The sequence below is a fragment of the Herbaspirillum aquaticum genome (genome assembly GCF_002213425.1).
GTDB classification, from domain to species: Bacteria; Pseudomonadota; Gammaproteobacteria; order Burkholderiales; family Burkholderiaceae_D; genus Herbaspirillum; species Herbaspirillum aquaticum.
Genome location: NZ_NJGV01000001.1, coordinates 1 through 19646, shown reverse-complemented (window position 1 = coordinate 19646; position 19646 = coordinate 1). Strand labels below are relative to the sequence as shown.

19 protein-coding genes are annotated in these 19646 nt (G+C 62.4%); 14 read left to right on the top strand and 5 right to left on the bottom strand.

Features of this window, described 5'->3' with window-relative positions; all coding sequences use genetic code 11:
• Positions 1-6: 6 nt before the first annotated feature.
• Positions 7-948 carry a CysB family HTH-type transcriptional regulator gene (locus CEJ45_RS00100; RefSeq protein WP_088753255.1) on the bottom strand — a complete coding sequence of 314 codons (942 nt, stop codon included), beginning with the start codon at positions 946-948 and terminating at the stop codon, positions 7-9.
• 186 nt (positions 949-1134) lie between these two features.
• Here CEJ45_RS00100 and CEJ45_RS00095 point away from each other — a divergent pair, with 186 nt between their 5' ends.
• The 8 genes from CEJ45_RS00095 (at position 1135) to CEJ45_RS00060 (ending at position 8443) form a co-directional block, all read left to right on the top strand.
• Positions 1135-1908: a sulfite exporter TauE/SafE family protein gene (locus CEJ45_RS00095; protein WP_088753254.1), complete on the top strand. Its 774-nt coding sequence runs from the start codon at positions 1135-1137 to the stop codon at positions 1906-1908.
• Positions 1909-1971: 63 nt separating this feature from the next.
• Entirely contained in the window at positions 1972-3669 is a 1698-nt protein-coding gene (locus CEJ45_RS00090; RefSeq protein ID WP_088753253.1) for a nitrite/sulfite reductase, read from the top strand.
• A complete protein-coding gene (locus CEJ45_RS00085) occupies positions 3662-4189 on the top strand; it encodes a DUF934 domain-containing protein (protein ID WP_088753613.1) in 528 nt (175 codons plus the stop codon). Before CEJ45_RS00090 ends, CEJ45_RS00085 begins: the two co-directional genes overlap by 8 nt.
• Before the next feature lie 30 nt (positions 4190-4219).
• Positions 4220-4951, top strand: coding sequence for a phosphoadenylyl-sulfate reductase (locus tag CEJ45_RS00080; RefSeq protein WP_088753252.1), 732 nt, complete (start codon positions 4220-4222; stop codon positions 4949-4951).
• A 49-nt stretch (positions 4952-5000) separates the two neighbouring features.
• Entirely contained in the window at positions 5001-5936 is a 936-nt protein-coding gene (cysD, locus tag CEJ45_RS00075) for a sulfate adenylyltransferase subunit CysD (protein ID WP_034335061.1), read from the top strand.
• Positions 5936-7267 carry a sulfate adenylyltransferase subunit 1 gene (locus CEJ45_RS00070; protein ID WP_088753251.1) on the top strand — a complete coding sequence of 444 codons (1332 nt, stop codon included), beginning with the start codon at positions 5936-5938 and terminating at the stop codon, positions 7265-7267. Before cysD ends, CEJ45_RS00070 begins: the two co-directional genes overlap by 1 nt.
• A 37-nt stretch (positions 7268-7304) precedes the next feature.
• Positions 7305-8066 (top strand): uroporphyrinogen-III C-methyltransferase, encoded by a 762-nt coding sequence (gene cobA / locus CEJ45_RS00065; protein WP_088753250.1) that lies wholly within the window; start codon positions 7305-7307, stop codon positions 8064-8066.
• A gap of 5 nt (positions 8067-8071) precedes the next feature.
• Positions 8072-8443, top strand: coding sequence for a tRNA-binding protein (locus CEJ45_RS00060; protein WP_088753249.1), 372 nt, complete (start codon positions 8072-8074; stop codon positions 8441-8443).
• 79 nt (positions 8444-8522) lie between these two features.
• Here the strand turns inward: CEJ45_RS00060 and CEJ45_RS00055 are convergent, their stop codons facing one another.
• Genes CEJ45_RS00055 through lptF form a run of 3 tightly spaced genes read right to left on the bottom strand, consistent with a single transcriptional unit; the run spans position 8523 to position 11217 of the window.
• The gene (locus CEJ45_RS00055; RefSeq protein WP_167386274.1) at positions 8523-8906 is read right to left on the bottom strand and encodes a sirohydrochlorin chelatase; all 384 of its coding nucleotides are present in this window, start codon (positions 8904-8906) and stop codon (positions 8523-8525) included.
• A gap of 48 nt (positions 8907-8954) precedes the next feature.
• The gene (gene lptG, locus CEJ45_RS00050; RefSeq protein WP_088753247.1) at positions 8955-10085 is read right to left on the bottom strand and encodes an LPS export ABC transporter permease LptG; all 1131 of its coding nucleotides are present in this window, start codon (positions 10083-10085) and stop codon (positions 8955-8957) included.
• 1 nt (position 10086) lies between these two features.
• Positions 10087-11217: an LPS export ABC transporter permease LptF gene (lptF, locus tag CEJ45_RS00045; protein WP_088753246.1), complete on the bottom strand. Its 1131-nt coding sequence runs from the start codon at positions 11215-11217 to the stop codon at positions 10087-10089.
• Between the two features lie 166 nt (positions 11218-11383).
• On the opposite strand from lptF, the gene CEJ45_RS00040 reads away from it, so the two are divergent.
• From CEJ45_RS00040 to CEJ45_RS00015, 6 genes are all read left to right on the top strand, one after another.
• Positions 11384-12904 carry a leucyl aminopeptidase gene (locus CEJ45_RS00040; RefSeq protein ID WP_088753245.1) on the top strand — a complete coding sequence of 507 codons (1521 nt, stop codon included), beginning with the start codon at positions 11384-11386 and terminating at the stop codon, positions 12902-12904.
• A 35-nt stretch (positions 12905-12939) separates the two neighbouring features.
• Complete coding sequence (locus CEJ45_RS00035; RefSeq protein ID WP_187697612.1) at positions 12940-13914, top strand: dienelactone hydrolase family protein; 975 nt, start codon at positions 12940-12942, stop codon at positions 13912-13914.
• Between the two features lie 155 nt (positions 13915-14069).
• Entirely contained in the window at positions 14070-15176 is a 1107-nt protein-coding gene (locus CEJ45_RS00030) for an alkene reductase (protein ID WP_088753244.1), read from the top strand.
• Positions 15177-15328: 152 nt separating this feature from the next.
• Complete coding sequence (locus CEJ45_RS00025) at positions 15329-16096, top strand: MipA/OmpV family protein (RefSeq protein WP_088753611.1); 768 nt, start codon at positions 15329-15331, stop codon at positions 16094-16096.
• A 682-nt stretch (positions 16097-16778) separates the two neighbouring features.
• On the top strand, positions 16779-17351 hold the full coding sequence (locus CEJ45_RS00020) for an FxDxF family PEP-CTERM protein (protein WP_088753243.1): 573 nt from the start codon (positions 16779-16781) through the stop codon (positions 17349-17351).
• Positions 17352-17769: 418 nt separating this feature from the next.
• The gene (locus CEJ45_RS00015; RefSeq protein WP_088753242.1) at positions 17770-19044 is read left to right on the top strand and encodes a tyrosine-type recombinase/integrase; all 1275 of its coding nucleotides are present in this window, start codon (positions 17770-17772) and stop codon (positions 19042-19044) included.
• 30 nt (positions 19045-19074) lie between these two features.
• On the opposite strand, the gene CEJ45_RS25015 is transcribed toward CEJ45_RS00015, so the two are convergent.
• On the bottom strand, positions 19075-19646 hold a 572-nt coding region (locus CEJ45_RS25015; RefSeq protein WP_206601729.1), incomplete at its 5' end, for a hypothetical protein.

Sequence of the window (19646 nt, the reverse complement as noted above, 5' to 3'; positions counted from 1 at the left end):
CGGGACTTAAAGTTCATACATGTCCTTCTCGCCTTCCATGACCTGCGCAATGAGCTTGCGATTGAGGGTCGGGGCCAGCAATTCGATGAAGGTATAGACATATCCTCGCAAATAAGCGCCTTGCTTCAAGGCCACGCGCGAGACATTGGTGCCGAACAGGTGGCCGGCCGGAATGGCGCGCAGGCCACGGTCACGCTCGGCATCGAAGGCGATGCCGGCAATGATGCCCACGCCCATGCCCAACTCCACATAGGTCTTGATGACGTCGGCATCGATGGCTTCGAGCACCACGTCCGGCTTCAGGTGGCGCAGCGAGAAGGCATGATCGATCTTGCTGCGGCCGCTGAAGGCGGAGTCATAGGTAATGAGCGGATTGCCGGCGATCTCTTCGAGCGTGAGGCTCTTGGACTGCAGCAAGGGGTGATCCGGCGGCACCACCACCACGTGCTCCCACTGGTAGCAAGGCAGCGAGACCAGGCCCTCGCCTGAGGCCAGTGCCTCGGTGGCAATGGCAATGTCCGCCTGGTCGTTGCGCACCATCTCGGTGATCTGCTTGGGGTTGCCCTGGAGTAAAGAAAGATGCACTTTCGGATACTTTTGGGTGAAGGCCTGCACCACCTTGGGCAGCGCATAGCGCGCCTGGGTGTGGGTGGTGGCGATGGTGAAACTGCCGCTGTCGTGGGCAGCGAATTCCTTGCCGATGCGCTTCAGGCCATCCACTTCCTGCATGATCAGTTCCACCGAGCGCAGTACCGCCCGGCCCGGCTCGGTCAGGCCGCGAATCCGCTTGCCGTGGCGGGTGAAGATGTCCACGCCCAGTTCTTCCTCCAGCTCGATGATGGCCTTGGAAACGCCTGGCTGCGAGGTGTACAGGGCCTTGGCGGCCTCCGTGAGGTTGAAGTTCTGCCGTACCGCTTCACGAACGAAACGGAATTGATGAAGATTCATGTGGGAATTCCTTCGCTTCTACATGGTACGGCGGCGTCCCGCGCCTGCCTTGCCGGCCTCACTGGCCTTACCTGCCTCGTTTGGCGCATTTCCATATGCCAAAGGCGTATATAAGCAAATAAATACTATGTAGTTTGGTTTGAAACATAAGTTTATTACGATTCGCAGACTAATGGGCGAGGTGTTATGACTGTTTCTTATGTAGTAAGCGGATTTGCCGTAGGACTGCTGGTCGGACTGACCGGGGTCGGTGGCGGCTCGCTCATGACACCGCTGTTGACCTTGCTGTTCGGCATTCATCCCTCGGTGGCCGTGGGCACCGACCTGGCGTTCGCCTCTGCCACCAAGACCGCCGGCACCCTGGCCCATCGCTTCAAGGGCACGGTACGCTGGGACGTGGTGCGCCGCCTGTCTTACGGCGCCCTGCCCGCTGCACTCGTGACCACGCTGCTGCTCAAGCATTTCGGTGCCGTCAGCGACGGCATTGCCCTGACCATCCGCTATTCGATTGCGATCTCGGTGTTCCTGACCGTGATAGCCCTGCTGTTTCGCGCGCGCATGCAAGCCTGGCTCAATGCCCATCCGCAGCGCCAGCTGCAAGGTGCCACGCTGTCCAACGCCACCATCGCCGCAGGTGCCCTGCTGGGCACGCTGGTGACCATTTCTTCCATCGGTGCCGGTGCCGTGGGCGCCACCCTGCTCGTGTTGCTGTATCCTCGCCTGTCTCCGGCGGAAATTGCAGGCACCGACATCGCCTATGCCGTACCGCTGACGGCCATTGCAGCACTGGGCCACTGGTGGCTGGGTTCGATCAACTGGGAACTGCTGGCGACCTTGTTGCTGGGTTCGGTCCCGGGCATCACCATCGGATCGCTCGCAGCGCGAGCGGTGCCGGAGAAATTCTTGCGCGGCCTGCTGGCCATTACGCTGACGAGCGTTGCAGTCAAGCTGATTTGGTAGGCTCATTTTCAATCGGGCGCACCCTGATCCGGGCGCCCATAAGACGTTAACAGGGAAGACAAGATGTACCGCTATGACCAATACGATCACCTGATCGTCAAAGAGCGAGTCGCACAATACCGGGACCAGGTGCGTCGGCGCCTGTCGGATGAACTGGCCGAAGACGAATTCCGTATCCTGCGCCTGCAGAACGGGCTCTACCTGCAACGCCATGCCTACATGCTGCGCATCGCCATTCCCTACGGCATGCTGGCCTCCAATCAACTGCGCAAGTTCGCCGAGATCGCCGTCAAGTATGACCGCGGCTACGGTCACTTCACCACCCGCCAGAACATCCAGTTCAACTGGATCAAGCTGGAAGAATCGCCCGAAATCCTGGAACAGCTGGCCAGAGTGGAAATGCACGCCATCCAGACCTCCGGCAACTGCATCCGCAATACCACCTCGGACGAACTGGCCGGCGTGGCCGCCGATGAAATCGTCGATCCGCGTCCCTATGCCGAACTGATCCGCGAGTGGAGCACCTTCCACCCCGAGTTCGCCTACCTGCCACGCAAGTTCAAGATCGCCATCAGCGGCGCTGCCGAAGACCGTGCCGCCACTGCCGTGCACGACATCGGCCTGCATGTCATCAAGAACGAGGCTGGCGAAGTCGGCTTCCGTGTGCTGGTCGGTGGCGGCATGGGCCGCACCCCGATCCTGGGCAGCGTGATCCGTGACTTCCTGCCCTGGAAGCACGCCATGTCCTACCTGGAAGCGATCCTGCGTGTGTACAACCAGCACGGCCGCCGCGACAACATGTACAAGGCGCGCATCAAGATCCTGGTCAAGGCCATCGGCCCCGAGGAGTTCGCGCGCCAGGTCGAAGCCGAATGGGCCGACATCAAGGATGGCCCCTCCACCCTGACCGAAGAAGAACTGCAGCGCGTGGCCAAGTTCTTCACCGATCCGGCCTACGAAACCCTGCCGGCCGTGGATGCGGAATATGAACGCCTGAAGGCTGAAGACCGTGGTTTCGCCAACTGGATCAAGCGCAACGTCAAGGCGCACAAGAAGGCCGGCTATGCAGCCGTGCTGTTGTCGCTGAAGAAGCCGGGCGTGCCGCCGGGCGACATCACCGCCGACCAGATGAACTTCGTGGCCGACCTGGCCGACCAGTACAGCTTCGGCGAACTGCGCGTGACCCACGAACAGAACCTGGTGCTGGCCGACGTCAAGCAATCCGAACTGTATGCGCTGTGGAAGGCTGCCAAGTCGCATGGCCTGGCTACGCCCAACATTGGCCTCTTGACCGACATCATCTGCTGCCCCGGCGGTGACTTCTGCTCGCTGGCCAATGCCAAGTCGATCCCGATCGCCCAGGCCATCGCCGAGAAGTTCGAGAACATCGACTTCCAGCATGACATCGGCGACATCGAACTGAACATCTCCGGTTGCATCAACGCCTGCGGCCACCATCACGTGGGCAACATCGGCATCCTGGGCGTGGACAAGGATGGTTCCGAGTGGTACCAGGTGTCGCTGGGCGGCGCCCAAGGTAACGAGTCTTCGATCGGCAAGATCATCGGCCCCTCGTTCTCGGCCACCCAGATGCCCACCGTGATCGACCGCCTGCTGCAGGTGTATGTCAAGCAGCGCACCGAGGAAGAACGCTTCATCGACACCGTGCGCCGCATCGGTGTGACCCCGTTCAAGGAATTCGTTTACGCAACGCCGATCCGTTCGGCCGAGTATGTCGCAGGAGAAGACGCAAATGCCTGAAATCATCAAGAACAAGACCGTCGTGAGCGACGACTGGACCGTCCTGCGCCTGGCTGAAGGCGAGACCGCAGAGACCGTGAGCGTGCCGCAAGGCCGCGTGATCGTGCCGCTGAAGGTGTGGCAGGCACAGGGCGAGGCCCTGAAGTCGCGCGCCGAGATCGGCGTGTGGCTGGCCAGCGATGAACGTCCGGAAGAACTGAAGGGCCAGTTGGACAGCTTCAAGGTCGTCGCCGTGGACTTCCCCAAGTTCGCCGATGGCCGTGGCTATTCCATCGCCTACAACCTGCGTGCCCGCCTGGGCTATACCGGTGAGCTGCGCGCCATCGGCGACGTGCTGCGCGACCAGCTGTTCTACATGCAGCGCGTGGGCTTTGACGCCTTCGCCGTGCGTGCCGACAAGAACATCCACGATGCCGTCAAGGGCCTGACCGACTTCTCCGAGAAGTACCAGACCTCCTGGGATGAGAAGAACCCGCTGTTCCGCCGCGTCAAGCGCGACACCGTGCAGGCCGCTGACTGAACGGCCATTGTGAAGAAGGAAGGACAGCCCATGGCCAACCCAGGCTTGCAAGAACTCATCGCCAAGACCCAGGCCACCCTGGAACGCATCGCCGCCGAGTACGCCCCGGCGGCGCTGGCCTCCAGCCTGGCCGCGGAGGACATGGTGCTGACCGACCTGATCCTGCGCGGCAAGCTGCAGGATCGCATCAGCATCTTCACACTGGAAACCGGTCGCCTGCACAAGGAAACCGTCGGCATGATCGACCGCATCCGCGAGACCTACGATTACGACGTCGCTCCCTACCGTCCCCAGCCTGAGGCGGTCGAGGCTTACGTGCAGAAGAATGGCGCCAACGCCTTCTACGACAGCGTGGAACTGCGCAAGGAGTGCTGCCACATCCGCAAGATGGAGCCGCTCAATCGCGCCCTGCAGGGCAAGGCCTCGTGGGTGACCGGCCAGCGCCGCGCACAATCGGTCACGCGGGCCGAGCTGCACGTGCAGGAACGTGACGAAGCCCACGGCATGGAGAAGTTCAACCCCCTGGCCGACTGGTCCGAACAGGACGTCTGGGACTACATTCGCGCCAATGACGTGCCCTACAACCCGCTGCACGACCAGGGTTACCCGTCCATCGGCTGCGAGCCCTGTACCCGGGCCATCCAGCCAGGTGAAGACATCCGCGCCGGCCGCTGGTGGTGGGAGAACCCCGACTCCAAGGAATGCGGCCTGCACGTGGTCGACGGCAAGCTGGTGCGCATCAAGGCGCATGCGGCGAGCTGAACCAGAATTCAATCAAGGCAACAACAAGCAAAGCATCGGAAGGTCCGGCATGAACACTGCGGTAGACACCCTCTTTTTGGACAACGCCAGCAACCGTCACCTCGACTGGCTGGAATCGGAAGCCATCCACATCATGCGCGAGGTCGCTGCCGAGTGCAGCAACCCGGCGCTGCTGTTCTCCGGCGGCAAGGACTCGGTGGTGCTGCTGCGCATCGCCGAGAAGGCCTTCCGCCCCGGCAAGTTCCCCTTCCCGCTGGTGCACATCGACACCGGCCACAACTTCCCGGAAGTCATCGAATTCCGTGATCGCCGCGCCGCCGAACTGGGCGAGCGCCTGGTGGTGCGTTCGGTGGAAGATTCGATCAAGCGTGGCACCGTGCGCCTGCGCAATCCGCAAACCGATTCGCGCAATGCCGCGCAAGCCGTGACGCTGCTGGAAACCATCGAGGAATTCAAGTTCGACGCCTGTATCGGCGGCGCGCGCCGCGACGAAGAAAAGGCCCGCGCCAAGGAACGCATCTTCTCCTTCCGCGACGAGTTCGGCCAATGGAATCCCAAGGCCCAGCGCCCCGAGCTGTGGGACCTGTATAACACCCGCGTGCATCCGGGCGAGAACATGCGCGTCTTCCCCATCTCGAACTGGACCGAACTGGATGTGTGGCAGTACATCGCCCGCGAAAAGCTGGCCCTGCCCTCGATCTACTTCGCCCATGAGCGCGAGGTGATCCCGCGCAATGGCCTCCTGGTGCCGCTGACCGACCTCACCCCGGCCCGCGAAGGCGAGACCGTGGAAAAGCAGGTCGTCCGCTTCCGTACCGTGGGCGACATTTCCTGCACCTGCCCGGTGTCTTCCGATGCCGCTTCCGTGGAAGCCATCATCGCCGAGACCGCAGTGACCCAGATTACCGAGCGCGGCGCGACCCGCATGGACGACCAGACGTCCGAAGCCTCGATGGAAAAACGCAAGAAGGAAGGATATTTCTGATGAACGCCGCCGCAACCCAAGCACAACTGGCCCAGGCCTCCGCACAATCGCACGAACGCGGCCTGCTGCGCTTCATCACCGCCGGTTCCGTGGACGATGGCAAGAGCACCCTGATCGGCCGCCTGCTGTTCGACAGCAAGGGCATCTTCGCCGACCAGCTCGACGCCATCTCGCGCGCCAAGCACAAGCGCACCGTGGGCGATACCGTGGACCTGTCGCTGCTCACCGATGGCCTGGAAGCCGAGCGCGAGCAAGGCATCACCATCGACGTGGCCTATCGCTACTTCGCCACGCCCAAGCGCAAGTTCATCATCGCCGACACCCCGGGCCATGAGCAGTACACCCGCAACATGGTCACCGGTGCCTCGACTGCTGACGCCGTCATCATCCTGGTGGACGTGTCCAAGGTGAAATTGGGCGACGATGGCAGCGTGGAACTGCTGACCCAGACCAAGCGCCACTCCACCATCGCCCACCTGCTGCAGATCCAGCACGTGATCGTGGCCGTCAACAAGATGGACCTGGTGGATTATGACCAGACCGTCTACGACCGCATCGTCGGGGCTTACCAGCAGTTCGCGCAGCAACTGGGCCTGAAGGACGTGCACGCCATCCCGCTGTCGGCCCTGGCCGGCGACAATGTGGTGGAAGCCAGCGCGCGCATGCCCTGGTACCAGGGTCCGACGCTGATCACGCTGCTCGAATCGCTGTCGGTGTATGAAGATGCGCACGAGGAGGCCTTCCGTTTCCCGGTGCAGCTGGTGGCACGCCACAACGGTCATGAAGCCAATGACTTCCGTGGCTACATGGGCCGCATCGAGGCCGGCAAGGTGGCCAAGGGTGACAAGCTGGTGGTGCTGCCCAGCGGCCAGAGCGCTACCGTCAAGGATATCCAGACCCTGGATGGTTCGCTGGAATCGGCCACGGCCGGCCAGTCGGTGACCCTCCTGCTGGACGAATACCTGGACATCTCGCGCGGCGACCTGCTGGCAGCCGAGGCACAGCCCTCCACCATCCTGAAGACCGTCAACGCCGATGTGTGCTGGCTCTCCGAAGAACCGCTGGACCTGCGCCGCAAGTACTGGCTCAAGCACACCACCAAGCAGGTGGCAGCGCGCGTGGCCAAGGTCGATACGCTCCTGGACATCAACACCCAGGAACGCCGTCCCGCCGACACGCTCAAGCTCAACGACATCGCCCGCATCAGCGTGAACGTGCAGCAGCCCATCGCGGCCGATGCCTACCAGGACATCCGCGCCACCGGCGCCTTCATCCTGATCGACGAAGTGAGCCACCAGACGGTGGCCGCTGGTATGATTCGGATCGACTGAATTTCCTTCGATCCGCAATCGTCTCTTCGACCAGGCCATGGCCACCCAACAGGCAGCGACTTCCCCTTCTTCCGATTCACCCGCCCCCAGCCCGGAAACCCCGGGCATGGTGTGGCTGATCGGCTCCGGCCCCGGGGCCGCTGACCTGTTGACGGTACGCGCCGCACGCCTGCTGGCGCAAGCCGACATCGTGCTGCACGACGCCCTGGTTACCGAAGAGATCCTGGCCCTGTGCCCGCAAGCCGTGCAGGTGTCGGTCGGCAAGCGCAGCGGCCAGCGCTCCACGGCCCAGCCGGTCATCAACCAGAAGCTGGTCGAGGCCGCGCAGCAGTATCGCCGCGTGGTGCGCTTGAAAGGCGGCGACCCCATGCTCTTCGGCCGTGCCGATGAAGAGATGCGGGCACTCGAAGCCAACCATATCCCTTACGAAATCGTCCCCGGCATTACGGCCGCGCTGGCTGCCGCCTCGGCCGCCAAACGGCCGCTCACGCGCCGGGGGATTGCGCGCAGCGTCTCGCTCTTCACCTCCAGCACGGGCGTGGATGAGCCGGATGAAGTCCGTATGCCCAATGGCGATACGCTGGTCCAGTACATGGGCGGACGCGAAGCCACGGCCACCGCACAGCGCTTGCTGGCGCTAGGCCATGCGCCTGATACGCCGGTGGTGGTGGTGGAGAACTGCAGCCGTCCTGACCAGCACATCTACCATCTGCAACTGGCAGGATTGGAAGCCGGGCTGCAGGCCTGCAGCGGGCCGGTGCTGGTGATGATCGGGCCGGCGCTGGCGGATCGGGACTGACGCCCATGCACCTGCTCCACGACCCTGCGGCCCCTGCGGCCGATCCCATCGATTTCGAGGCCTTCCTCAAGGTCGATATCCGCATCGGCACCATCATCGCCGCCGATGCCTTCCCTGAAGCCCGCAAGCCTGCGTTCAAACTGAAGATCGATTTCGGTCCGGGCATCGGTGTGCGCCAGAGCAGCGCCCAGATCACCACCCACTACACGCTGGAGCAGCTGGTCGGTCGCCAGGTGGCGGCGGTCGTGAATTTTCCGCCGCGCCAGATCGGCAAGTTCATGTCGGAAGTGCTCACGCTGGGCTTTCCGGATGCCCAGGGCGAGGTAGTGCTATTCAAGCCGGACCAGGCCGTACCCAACGGCGCCCGCCTGTTCTGAAGGGCTCAAGCCCTCCCCCAAAAAAGCAGATGGCCCGTTTTTCGGGCCATCGTCGTATCCAGTAGTGCCGATGGCAGGATCAGCTATTGACCGTCCCCACGCAATAAGCGGCAATCGCCTGCAACACCGCCTCATCCTCGCCCACCGCAGCGACGGTGCGCACTTCCACACCCGGATGCGCCTGGCGCAGTTGCTCCAGCAATTCCGGCAGGTCACGGCGCACGTGCCCGCCCTGCCCCAGGAACACCGGAATGACGGTCACGCGCCGGCTGCCGGCGGCAATCTGCCGCGCCGCCACGCTCGGCAGGTCCGGCTGCATCAGCTCCAGGAAGGCCAGCTCCACGCTGGTCCCCGGCATGGCCGCCTGCGTGAGGGCGCGCAGGCGCTCGAAAGGCGCCGCCCAGGCGGGGTCGCGAGCGCCGTGGGCGAACAGGATCAGGCTTTGGGAGGTGGCTTGGCTCATGATGTGCAGCAGTCTTTCAGGCTAAGTATTCGAGATCACGGGACGGACTCAGGTCCGCTCCACCCACCACAGCGCGCCGATGGCCAGCGCCATGAACAGCAGGCTGGGCAAGGCCGCCGTCATGAAGGCCGGCCAGGTATTGAGCAGGCCCAGGTGGGAGAACAGGCTATTGATGAGCTGGAAGCACACGCCGATCATGATGCCGGTGAAAATCTTGAGGCTCACACCCCCGGCGCGGAAATGCAGGTAGGCAAACGGCAAGGCCAGCGCCAGCATCACGAAGATCGACAGCGGATAGACGATCTTCTTCCAGAACGCGATCTCGTAGCGGTCGGTGCGCTGGTTGTTGGCCTCCAGGTGCTTGGTATAGGCCAGCAGGTCATAGGCCGACATGCGGTCCGGGTCGGCGAAGAGCACCGACAGGATTTCCGGTGTCACCTCCGAGACCAGCTTCATCTGGGGGATCTTGACGGTCTTGACCGGTTCGGTGATCTTGCGGTTGCCGCCACCGGTAAAGTCCGACTGCACCACCTCGTTGAGCACCCACTGGTGGTTGCCCTCGTACATGCCATCCTTGGCCGTGACCATGCGCGCCATGTGGAAGTCGGTATCGAGCTCATAGAGCTTGACACCTTCGATGCGGCCATCCGGCTGCACGGTCTGGATGTTGATGAAACGGCTGCCGGTGACATTGCCTTCCAGCCCCTTGTCCTTGATCACGTCCTTGGCCCACATGCCCGAGCGGAACTGCGAGGACATCGACGCCCCCTGCGCCTGCAGCTTGAGCTTTTCCGCCCATTCCGAAGCCTTGGGCGCGATCAGTTCGCCAAACACGATGGTGAGCACCGCAAAGCCCACACCGATGCGCAAGAGCACCTTGGCCGCCATGCCGGTAGACATGCTGGAGACGCGCATGATGGTGAATTCCGAGCGTGCCGCCAGCTGCGATAGCGTGTAGATGGTGCCGATCAGCACCGCCGTGGGCATGAGTTCATAGACATTGCCGGGCAAACCCATGAGCACATAGAACACCGCCTGCTGCAGCTTGTAGCCATTGCGGCCGACCTGTTCCAGCTGGCCCATCATTTCGAAGAAGGCGAACAGCGCCAGGAAGGCCGCCAGCGCAAAGAGCACCGAGCGGGTGATCTCGGAGGTGAAGTAACGTTGGATGACTCTCATCTCAGGCCTCGCGCTGGAACGTCATGGCGCGGCGCACGCGGCTCCACAACCGGGATGGGTGGTAGGGATGGTTGATGTTCAGGCGCAGGGCGAACATGCCCACCACCAGCAGCGCCACGATCACGTGCACCGGCCACCAGGCCATCATGAAGCTCATGCGCTGCTGCGCTACCGAGGCCTGGAACACGCTGACCGTATTGCTGTACACCACGAACAGCAGCAAGGCCACCAGCAGCCCCAGCGAGCGGCCCGCGCGCGGGTTCACGAAGGACAGCGGAATGGCCAGCAGCATGAGCGCCAGCGACATGAGCGGCAGCGCGATGCGCCAGAGCAGTTCGCCGCGGGCAAAGCCGTCCTGCTTGGCCAGCAGTTCGACCATCTGCAGCGCGCGCGCCGAACGCTCACCGGCTGCGGTCTGCGACTGGTTGCCGATGAGCAGGCCATAGCGCTCGAAATCGACGATCTGGAAATCGGGCAGGCTGGGCGAGCCATCGTAACGGCGGCCCTTGTTCATGACCACGAATTTCTCGCCATCGGCATCGACCGTGGTTTCACCTTCCTTGGCGACCACCACGCTGTTCTTGCCGTCGGAATTGATGGTGTTGACGAAGATGTTGCGTACCTTGGAGGCATCGCCGGAAATACCCTCGACGAAAAAGATCCGGTTGGCCGCCGCCGACTCCTGGAACTTGCCCGGGGAGACGCGGGCAATGTCCTCGCGCTGCTCGAAACGGCTGCGGTATTCGCTGCTCTGTTCATTGGCCCAGGGCGTAACCACGAAGGACAGCACGCCCACCAGGGCCACGATGGGCCAGCCGAAGCGCAGTACCGGGGCGATCCAGCGGGTGAGCGACATGCCGCAGGCGAACCAGACCACGATTTCGGAATCCTGGTAGCTGCGTGTCATCACCAGCAGCACCGAAATGAAGCCGGTGAGGATCAGGATGATGGGCATGTAGTTCAGCGACTGGAAGCCGATCAGGGCCAGCACGTCTTGCGACGCCACCTGGCCGCCCGCGGCCTGGCCGAGGATCTTGATGAGCATCACCGTCAGCGTGATAGTGAACAGGGTAGTGAAGACCCCACCTGCGGTGCTGGTCAGTTCGCGTCTGAGGGCGCGTTGGAAAATCATGGGAAGGCTGGCTTGGTTTCTGGTGTCGGGGTCATTAACGGATGGCCTGCGCGGATGTCCGGCGCCCGGCATCGTGTCCGAAGCTGGCTTACCTGGGAGAACTCATGCGCGCGTCGCGACGAAATGGGCTCTATAATCGCCAAGTAATTCATATAAAGGACGAACGATGGACTTTAGCACAAAAACATTGGACGCAAAAAACGCCTTGACGGGCGTAAAGACCGGCGCACTGGTCGTTGGCATCTATGAAAACCGCAAGCTGTCCAAGGCCGCCGGTGCCCTCGACAAGCTGGGCGCCATCAGCGCCGCGCTGAAGTCGGGCGACATTTCCGGCAAGCCTGGCTCGACCCTGCTGCTGCGCGGCGTCACCGGCATCGCCGCCGAACGCATCGTGCTGCTGGGCCTGGGCAACGAAGACGAGGCCGCTGACAAGAACTTTGCCGCCGCCAGCGGCGGCCTGGTGCGCGCACTGGCCACCCTGGGCTGTGACGACGCCGCCCTGGCCCTGCCCTTCGATGGCATCAAGGGTCGTGGCCTGGACTGGGCCATCCGCACCGTGGTGCTGGCCGGCCGTGACGCCGCCTATCGTTCCGACACGATGAAGAGCAAGAAAGACCCGGCCCCCACCGGCGTCAAAAAGATCACCCTGCTGGTGGCCGCCGAACAAGGCGCCGCCGCCAAGGCCGCCCTGGGCGAAGCCGTGGCGCTGGCCAACGGCATGGCCCTGACCAAGGAACTGGGCAACCTGCCGGGCAACGTCTGCACCCCGACCTACCTGGCCACTACCGCCAAGAAACTGGCCAAGGAATTCAAGCTGGGCGTGGAAGCGCTGGAACGCAAGCAGCTCGAAGCGCTCAAGATGGGCAGCTTCCTGTCGGTCACCAATGGCAGCGACCAGCCGCCCAAGTTCATCGTCTTGAAGCACCTGGGCGGCAAGGCCAAGGATGCGCCGGTGGTGCTGGTGGGCAAGGGCATCACCTTCGACACCGGCGGCATCTCGCTCAAGCCGGGCCTGAACATGGACGAGATGAAGTACGACATGTGCGGCGCCGCCTCGGTGCTGGGCACCTTCCGTACCATCGCCGAACTGGGCCTGAAGTTGAACGTCATCGGCGTCATCCCGACCTGCGAAAACATGCCTTCGGGCCGTGCCACCAAGCCGGGCGACATCGTCACCTCGATGTCCGGCCAGACCATCGAAGTCCTCAATACCGACGCCGAAGGCCGCCTGATCCTGTGCGACGCGCTGACCTACGTGGAGCGCTTCAAGCCGGCCGCCGTGGTCGATATCGCCACCCTGACCGGCGCCTGCGTGGTGGCCCTGGGCCACCACAACACGGGCCTGTTCACCCGCGAGGATGACACCCACGACCAGCTGGCCAACGCCCTGCTGGCGGCCGGCAAGGAAAGCGGCGACACCGCCTGGCGCATGCCGATCCAGGACGCCTACCAGGAGCAGCTGAAGTCCAACTTCGCCGACATCGCCAACATCGGCGGCCAGCCCGGCGGCAGCGTGACGGCAGCCTGCTTCCTGGAACGCTTCACCCGCAAGTACACCTGGGCCCACCTGGACATCGCCGGCACCGCCTGGAAGAGCGGCGCGGCCAAGGGTGCCACCGGCCGCCCGGTGCCGCTGCTGACCACCTGGCTGCTCAACCAGGCGCGCGCCAAGGCGGCACGCGGCTGATGGGCTTGCGGCTCGGGGACGCAACAGGCCATGCCATGACCGCCCTCCTGCCGCAGACCTGGCTGAACGCAGGAAGACCACCGCAGCACCTCGTGCTGCGGTGGTTTTTTTTCATCTTTTTACGGGTGCTGGGCGGGGCCGCACTGATCCTGCCGGACGCGGCCATGGCGCAAGACGCGCCGATGCCGCCCGCACAGACCGTGCGTTTTCCTTCATCTGACGGCAAAACCACCCTGACCGGCTATCTCTACGATCCCTTCGGCGCCGGGCCGCATCCGGCCATCATCCTGCTGCACGGCCGCGCCGGGCTCTACTCTGCGCGCATCAATGGCACCTGCACGCAGGTCGGCCCGGCCATTCCCTCCCCCTGCGATGCCGGTACGCTCTCCGCACGCCATCTGGACTGGACGCGCTACTGGCTGGCACGCGGCTACGTGGTCCTGCTGGTGGACAGCTTCGGCCCGCGCGGCGTGGCCCATGGCTTTGGCCGCCACACGCACGGCTCACCCGAGCGTGCGGCCACCAATGAACTGACCGTGCGTCCGCTTGATGCCGAGGGCGCACTGCAATGGCTGGCCACGCGCAGCGAGGTCGATGTCCGCCGCATCATGCTGCAAGGCTGGTCCAATGGCGCCAGCACTGCACTGAACGTGATGCAGCGCCAGGCGGCAAGGCCATCAGGCGATTCACCCTCTTTCGCGGCCGCGCTGGTGTTCTATCCGGGCTGCGGCAAGCAGGCACTGCTGTCTTCCCACCCTGAGCTGGACAAACCCGTACAGGTCCTGCTGGGCAGCGCCGACGAGGAAGTTTCGCCGGCAACCTGCCAGCGCGTGTTGCGCCAGGCAATTCCCGTACGCCAGGCGCCACCGCCGATGGTCACCGTCTATACCGGCGCCACGCATGACTTCGACGATCCGGGCCGCGTGCGCCAGTCGATCCAGGCCAACCGCGCTGCGCGCGAGGAGGCCAGGTCTCGCGTGGGACCTTGGCTGGACCGGATCACACCCTGAGCATTGCTGCCCGGCAAGACCACCTCGACCGCCTGCCGCGTCGTACGTTCCCGAATAGACTAGGGATCTTTTTCCGGAACACGGCCGCACCCGCCGTGGTCGGTAGCAAGGTCGACGCAGTTCATTCCAATCAATGCCAACAAGAAAGGATCAGCATGACCAACGCCAATGCGCACCTTCACAGTGACCTCTTCAAGCCCGTGCAACTGGGGGCAGTGCAATTGCAGAATCGCATCGTCATGGCGCCGCTCACCCGCAGCCGCGCCAAGGCGGGCGATGTGCCTACCGAACTGGCGGCCGAATACTATGCCCAACGAGCCGGGGCCGGCCTGATCATCGCCGAGGCGACCCAGATCTCGCCGCAGGGCAAGGGCTATGCCTGGACCCCGGGCATCTACAACGAATCGCACGTGGCCGGCTGGAAAAAGATCACCGACGCCGTGCATGCCAAGGGCGGCCGCATCTTCCTGCAACTGTGGCACGTGGGCCGCATCTCGCACCCTGACCTGCAGCCTGGCAACGCACTGCCGGTAGCGCCCTCAGCCATCAAGCCGGACGGCAATGCCTTCACCGAGAGCGGCTTCAAGCCCTTTGTCGAGCCACGTGCACTGGAGGCTTCGGAACTGCCCGCCATCGTGGAGCAATACAAGATCGCCGCGCAGCTCTCGCTGCAGGCAGGATTCGATGGCGTGGAAATCCACGCCGCCAACGGCTACCTGCTGGACCAGTTCCTGCGCGACAAGACCAACCAGCGCACCGACAACTACGGCGGCAGCATCGAGAACCGTGCCCGCCTGCTGCTGGAAGTGGTGGAAGCGGTGACCTCGGTGATCCCCAGCGAGCGCGTGGGTATCCGCCTCTCGCCCATCAGCCCGGCCAACGACATCGCCGACAGCAATCCCAAGGCCCTCTTCAGCTACGTGGTGGAGCAGCTCAACCGCTACAAGCTGGTCTACCTGCACGTGGTGGAGGGTGCCACCGGCGGCCCGCGCGAAGTCGACGGCGGCTTTGACCTGCAGGTATTGCGTGACCTCTTCAAGGGCATCTACATCGCCAACAATGGCTACGACCTGGAGATGGCCGTCAAGGCACGCGATCGCAACCTGGCCGACCTGGTGGCCTTCGGCCGTCCGTGGATCGCCAACCCCGACCTGGTGGAACGCTTCAAGGCCGGCGCAGCGCTGGCCGAGTTCAACCAGGCCACGCTCTATGGCGGCGGCGCCGAAGGCTATACCGACTACCCGCCGATGCAGCAGTCCTGATGCACTGTGCCGTGCCGGCCGCATGGCGCCCGGCACGCACAGCCCATGACCGCCATGGCCTGCCTTCCCGGCAGGCCATTTTCGTGGGCGGCGCTTGCAGCCGCCCGGCGGGCCGCTACAATGCCGCTTGCCTTCCCACTCCACTGCCCATCATGAAAACAATATTCGCCACGCTCACCCTGGCCTGCTGCGCCCTTCCGGCCCTGGCCCAGCAAACCGCTCCCACCACTGGCACGAACGATCCCCTGCAACTGCAGGACCGCCTCACCGGGGACCTCGGTGCAGGCGTCTACCGCGTCGACAGCAACGGGCCCGATGCGCATCGCCACAACCAGGTGCTGCCCTATGCCTACGCCGACTACGGCCGCTTCTTTGCGCGCCTGGACACCTTTGGCGTCAAGACCGCGCGCATGGGTTACGGCTACCTGGAACTGGCCGGCCGTGTGAGCCTGGACGGCTTCGATGCAAAGCGCGGCGTACAGCGCCGCTCGGACCCGATTCCGCTGGGTATCGGCACCTACCAGGAAACGCCCATCGGCGGCTTCTTCCTCAACGTTTTCCGGGACTTCAACAAATCGCACGGCACCCTGGCCGAAGCCATCTATGCGGCCCAGATCGATGTGGGCCCGGTGAGCTTCTATCCGCAGGTCGGCGTGGAATATCGCAGCGGCAGCTACAACGATTACTTCGTCGGCGTCTCCGCCAGTGAAGCCGCTGCCAGCGGCCTGCGGCAATACAGCGCCGGTGCGTCCACCAGCCCCACCCTCGGCCTGGCCGCCGATGTCCCCTTGACCGGTGACTGGCACCTCAACCTGCACCTGCGCCGCAAGTGGCTGGACAACGCGGTGGGCGACAGCCCGCTGGTACGCCGGCACACCGATGACACTGCCATCGTGGCAGTGAGCTATCGTTTCAAGTAGCGCCCCTTCCCTGCCCGCCTGAGGCTGGTCGCCTGGCCTGCCCCAGGGCGGCCAGCGCCCGCATTTCCCTCCTTCGGTTCCTCCTGCCTTTGCTCCTGAGTTGCCTGCTGCTGCGAGCCACGCCTGGCCGCGGAGAGCACCCCGGCGTTGAAGCTGACGCATACGCCTCATCCCTTTCCTCACCCACTGCTGATGAGCTTGCTCTGCTTGCGAATTTTTTTCTTGTAGAGCTGGGCGCTACTGCCGAGCTTCCAATCCGTAAATAGTTCCTGAATATTTTCATGCGTCACTTTTTCTGACGCAAATTTTGTCCTGTTTTTCACCCGCTGAGAGAGAGACCGTGTTGCCGTAAAAACTTAGTTTCCACATCCAAACAAATTGCCGCACGAGAACCCAGATATCGTCGGAAACCCTTTACCAGAGCGACTTCCTGAATTCCTACATCGCAACAGGAGTTACAGGAAAAACGTAATAATTTATTGCAAACGTTAGTATTTTTCCATTATTCTCACTCCGTCTCCTTGAACAAAAATCACAAAGAGAGACGCGATTCCGGCCTTGCCAACATCAACAATAAAACCTGTCGGAATGCTTTTCCCCCTTGCAGTGCTTTCGCAATCAGATACCAATCGAAGTACCCATCGAATACCAACCAATCAATCGAACTGGAAAGAGGTGTGTTATGAAAAAACTGTTGAGCAGTTTCCTTGTCGCGTCCGCATTCGTCGCCATGGCTTCCTCGGCCAGCGCAGCCGATATCGAAAGCACCCGTGCCCTGGTCTGGACTGACGCCACGTCGACCTTCAACGCCCGCTTCGGCGATGGCACGACCGGCCAGACCTTCCTGGAGAACTTCACCTTCAACATCGGCGGCGCCGGTGGCTCGGTGTCCTCGGCACTGGTGTCGATCGCCCTGGACGGCCTTTCGCGCGTGGGCATCAACAGCTTCACCCTGAGCGGCAATGGCCGGACCTACACCGGCTCCCAAATGAGCAGCGGTGACCTGCAAACCTTCGCACTGCGCACCAACGGCCTGACCTCTGGTCTGTACACCCTGTCGGTCGCCGGTACCGTGCTGGGTTCGGCCGGCGGCAGCTTCGCTGGCAACATCAGCATCGCACCGGTGCCGGAAGCTTCGACCACCGCCATGATGATCGGCGGCCTGGGCCTGATCGGCTTTGCGGCCTATCGTCGTCGCAAGGCGGGTGACAAGGGTGACAAGGCGCAGATGAATGCGCAGATGATGCCGGCGTAATGGCTGGAACCTGATTGCTCCGCCCGGATTGCGGGCCGGCAATGATGGAGGAAGGGGAACACCTGCAAAGGCGTTCCCCTTTTCTTTTGGAAAGGGCATGGGCAGGAGGTGGCATCGTCCGGCCTGCCGCAGGCATGAATGCGGTAAGATGACGCCCGTCGCCCGAGGCGCATCGCTGCGATGTGCCGGGCCCGCCCCCGATTCACCACCGCATTGTCCCCATGAAAATCGCCACCTGCGATTTAAATTAGCGTCTCACTACGGCGCGGCACGTATCTACAACTCCTCGAAACCCCGCTACAGGCTTGAGTTTGCGTCTCACTGCATGTCACTATGCTGGCCTACATCGCAATGAAAGTGGGTAGCTAGGTGGGTAGCTAGATTAGCTGCTGGAAGCTGGCTACCCAGAGGACAGCCAATGCCGAAAATTTCTCACCTGCTCAACGACATCAAGCTCCGCAACTGGATCAACAAAGGCGACGCAATCGCCAAATCTGATGGCGATGGGCTGACCTTTACCCTCTCAGCCGCAGGCACCGCGACATGGATCCTGCGCTATCGAATCGGGCAAGGGAAACGCCGGGAGATCACGCTGGGAAACTACCCGGACCTGTCATTATCTGCGGCTCGGGAAAAGGCGCGATCTATCCGGGTGGCGGTCGATGAAGGCCGAGATCCGGCTATCGAAAAACAGGAAGAAAAGGCTCGTGCGCAAGCGGCTTGGAGTGTGAAAGATCTATTGGCAGACTTTCGCGAGAAGTGCCTACTGCCGGCCTCCTATGCAGCCAACACAATCAAATATCGCAACTACGATTACGACCAGGTCGTGCTTCCACACTTGGGGAATCGGCAGGTTGTTCGGGTAGCGCCGCAAGACATCGTCGGGATGCTCACCGAGTGCAATCGCACATGGACCATTACCAAGCGCATCCTCACTTCGAGCTCTAAGTTATTCGACCATGCTTGCGGCCTGCGGATCATTGCGGCAAACCCCTGCACAGGAATTCGACTTTCAGCTCTCAAGGGGAAGCGGCCACCTGTGCGCAAGCGGGTAATGCTCACTGAAGAGGAACTGCGTGCCCTGTTACCAGGTGTCGAATTCATCGGCGAGGAAAATGCTATGGCATTCAGGATCCTACTGGCCACCTGTGTGCGAGGTGTTGAGCTGGCGAAGGCACGCAAGGAACACATCTTCCTTGATCGAGGACTTTGGTGGGTGCCAGATGAAAACGTCAAAACTAGGTCCGGTTTCATGGTGCCGCTCGTCCCGGTGGTGGTGGAATGGTTTCGTGCGCTTATCGAGTGGTCTGGAGAGTCGGAGTATCTGCTCCCAGCGCGCCAAGAAAGGCGTCGCCGCAACCTCGGCGGCGACACTCACGTCGGTCCAACTACGCTATGGGCGGCCATCACCCGAGCCTTCGAACGCGGCGATATCTCAATCACCCGGTTCACACCTCATGACACGCGCAGCACAGCGAAGGGACACATGCGAAACATGGGGATTTCCAATGCGATATCAGAAATCGCACTGAACCATAAACTCAGGGGCATGGAAGGTATCTACGACGTACGCGAAGAAATACCGGAGCGCCGAGAGGCGCTTTCGCGGTGGGCAGAGTTTCTAGTGGCCTGCGAAAGCGGAGCCCCCATTCCTCGCTCAAAAAACGTGATCGAACTGAGGTCAGTGGCATAAAAGAGCTAAATGGACAGTCTAGTCGAGACATCAAAACGGAGGCCCTGGCTCTACTTTGCCAAAAGCGACTTGCCAGGTCTGCCAGTATGAGACTTGCGGGCCATCGATCCCGCCGAGCCGTTCGATCCCATAGATCAACATCCCCCGTTCATCGAGCCAAAATATCTCTGGATTGAGTAGGCACATCAGCCTGGCAGGAAAATAGCGAAGATGCGCATCCAATTCCTCATTAAAACTCACGATTTCAGCGATAGAGTGAAATTCAGCGCGGTCATGGACACGGGAAATCTTCAGCTCGCCTACAGTGGGGTTGATCTTTCGCCTTTCCGATGGGGTTAGATTTACACCTCGGCTTTTCAGGCAGCGGACAGTCACCAGCACGCCCCTTCGTGGAGGCTTGCACATCTGCGCGCCATGCCCAGGCCCTATCCCCGGAGGGATATCCAAATCGTCGGCCTTCGGATGAGGCTCCATTTGTTCCTGCGATAAGCTCACACTAGCCCCGCGATAGTCGGGTAGCAAAGACACGTCGCCGTGCCTCCGCCCCCTAAGAACCGTACGTGCCAGTTTCCCGGCATACGGCTCAAGCCTCTCAAAGGCCC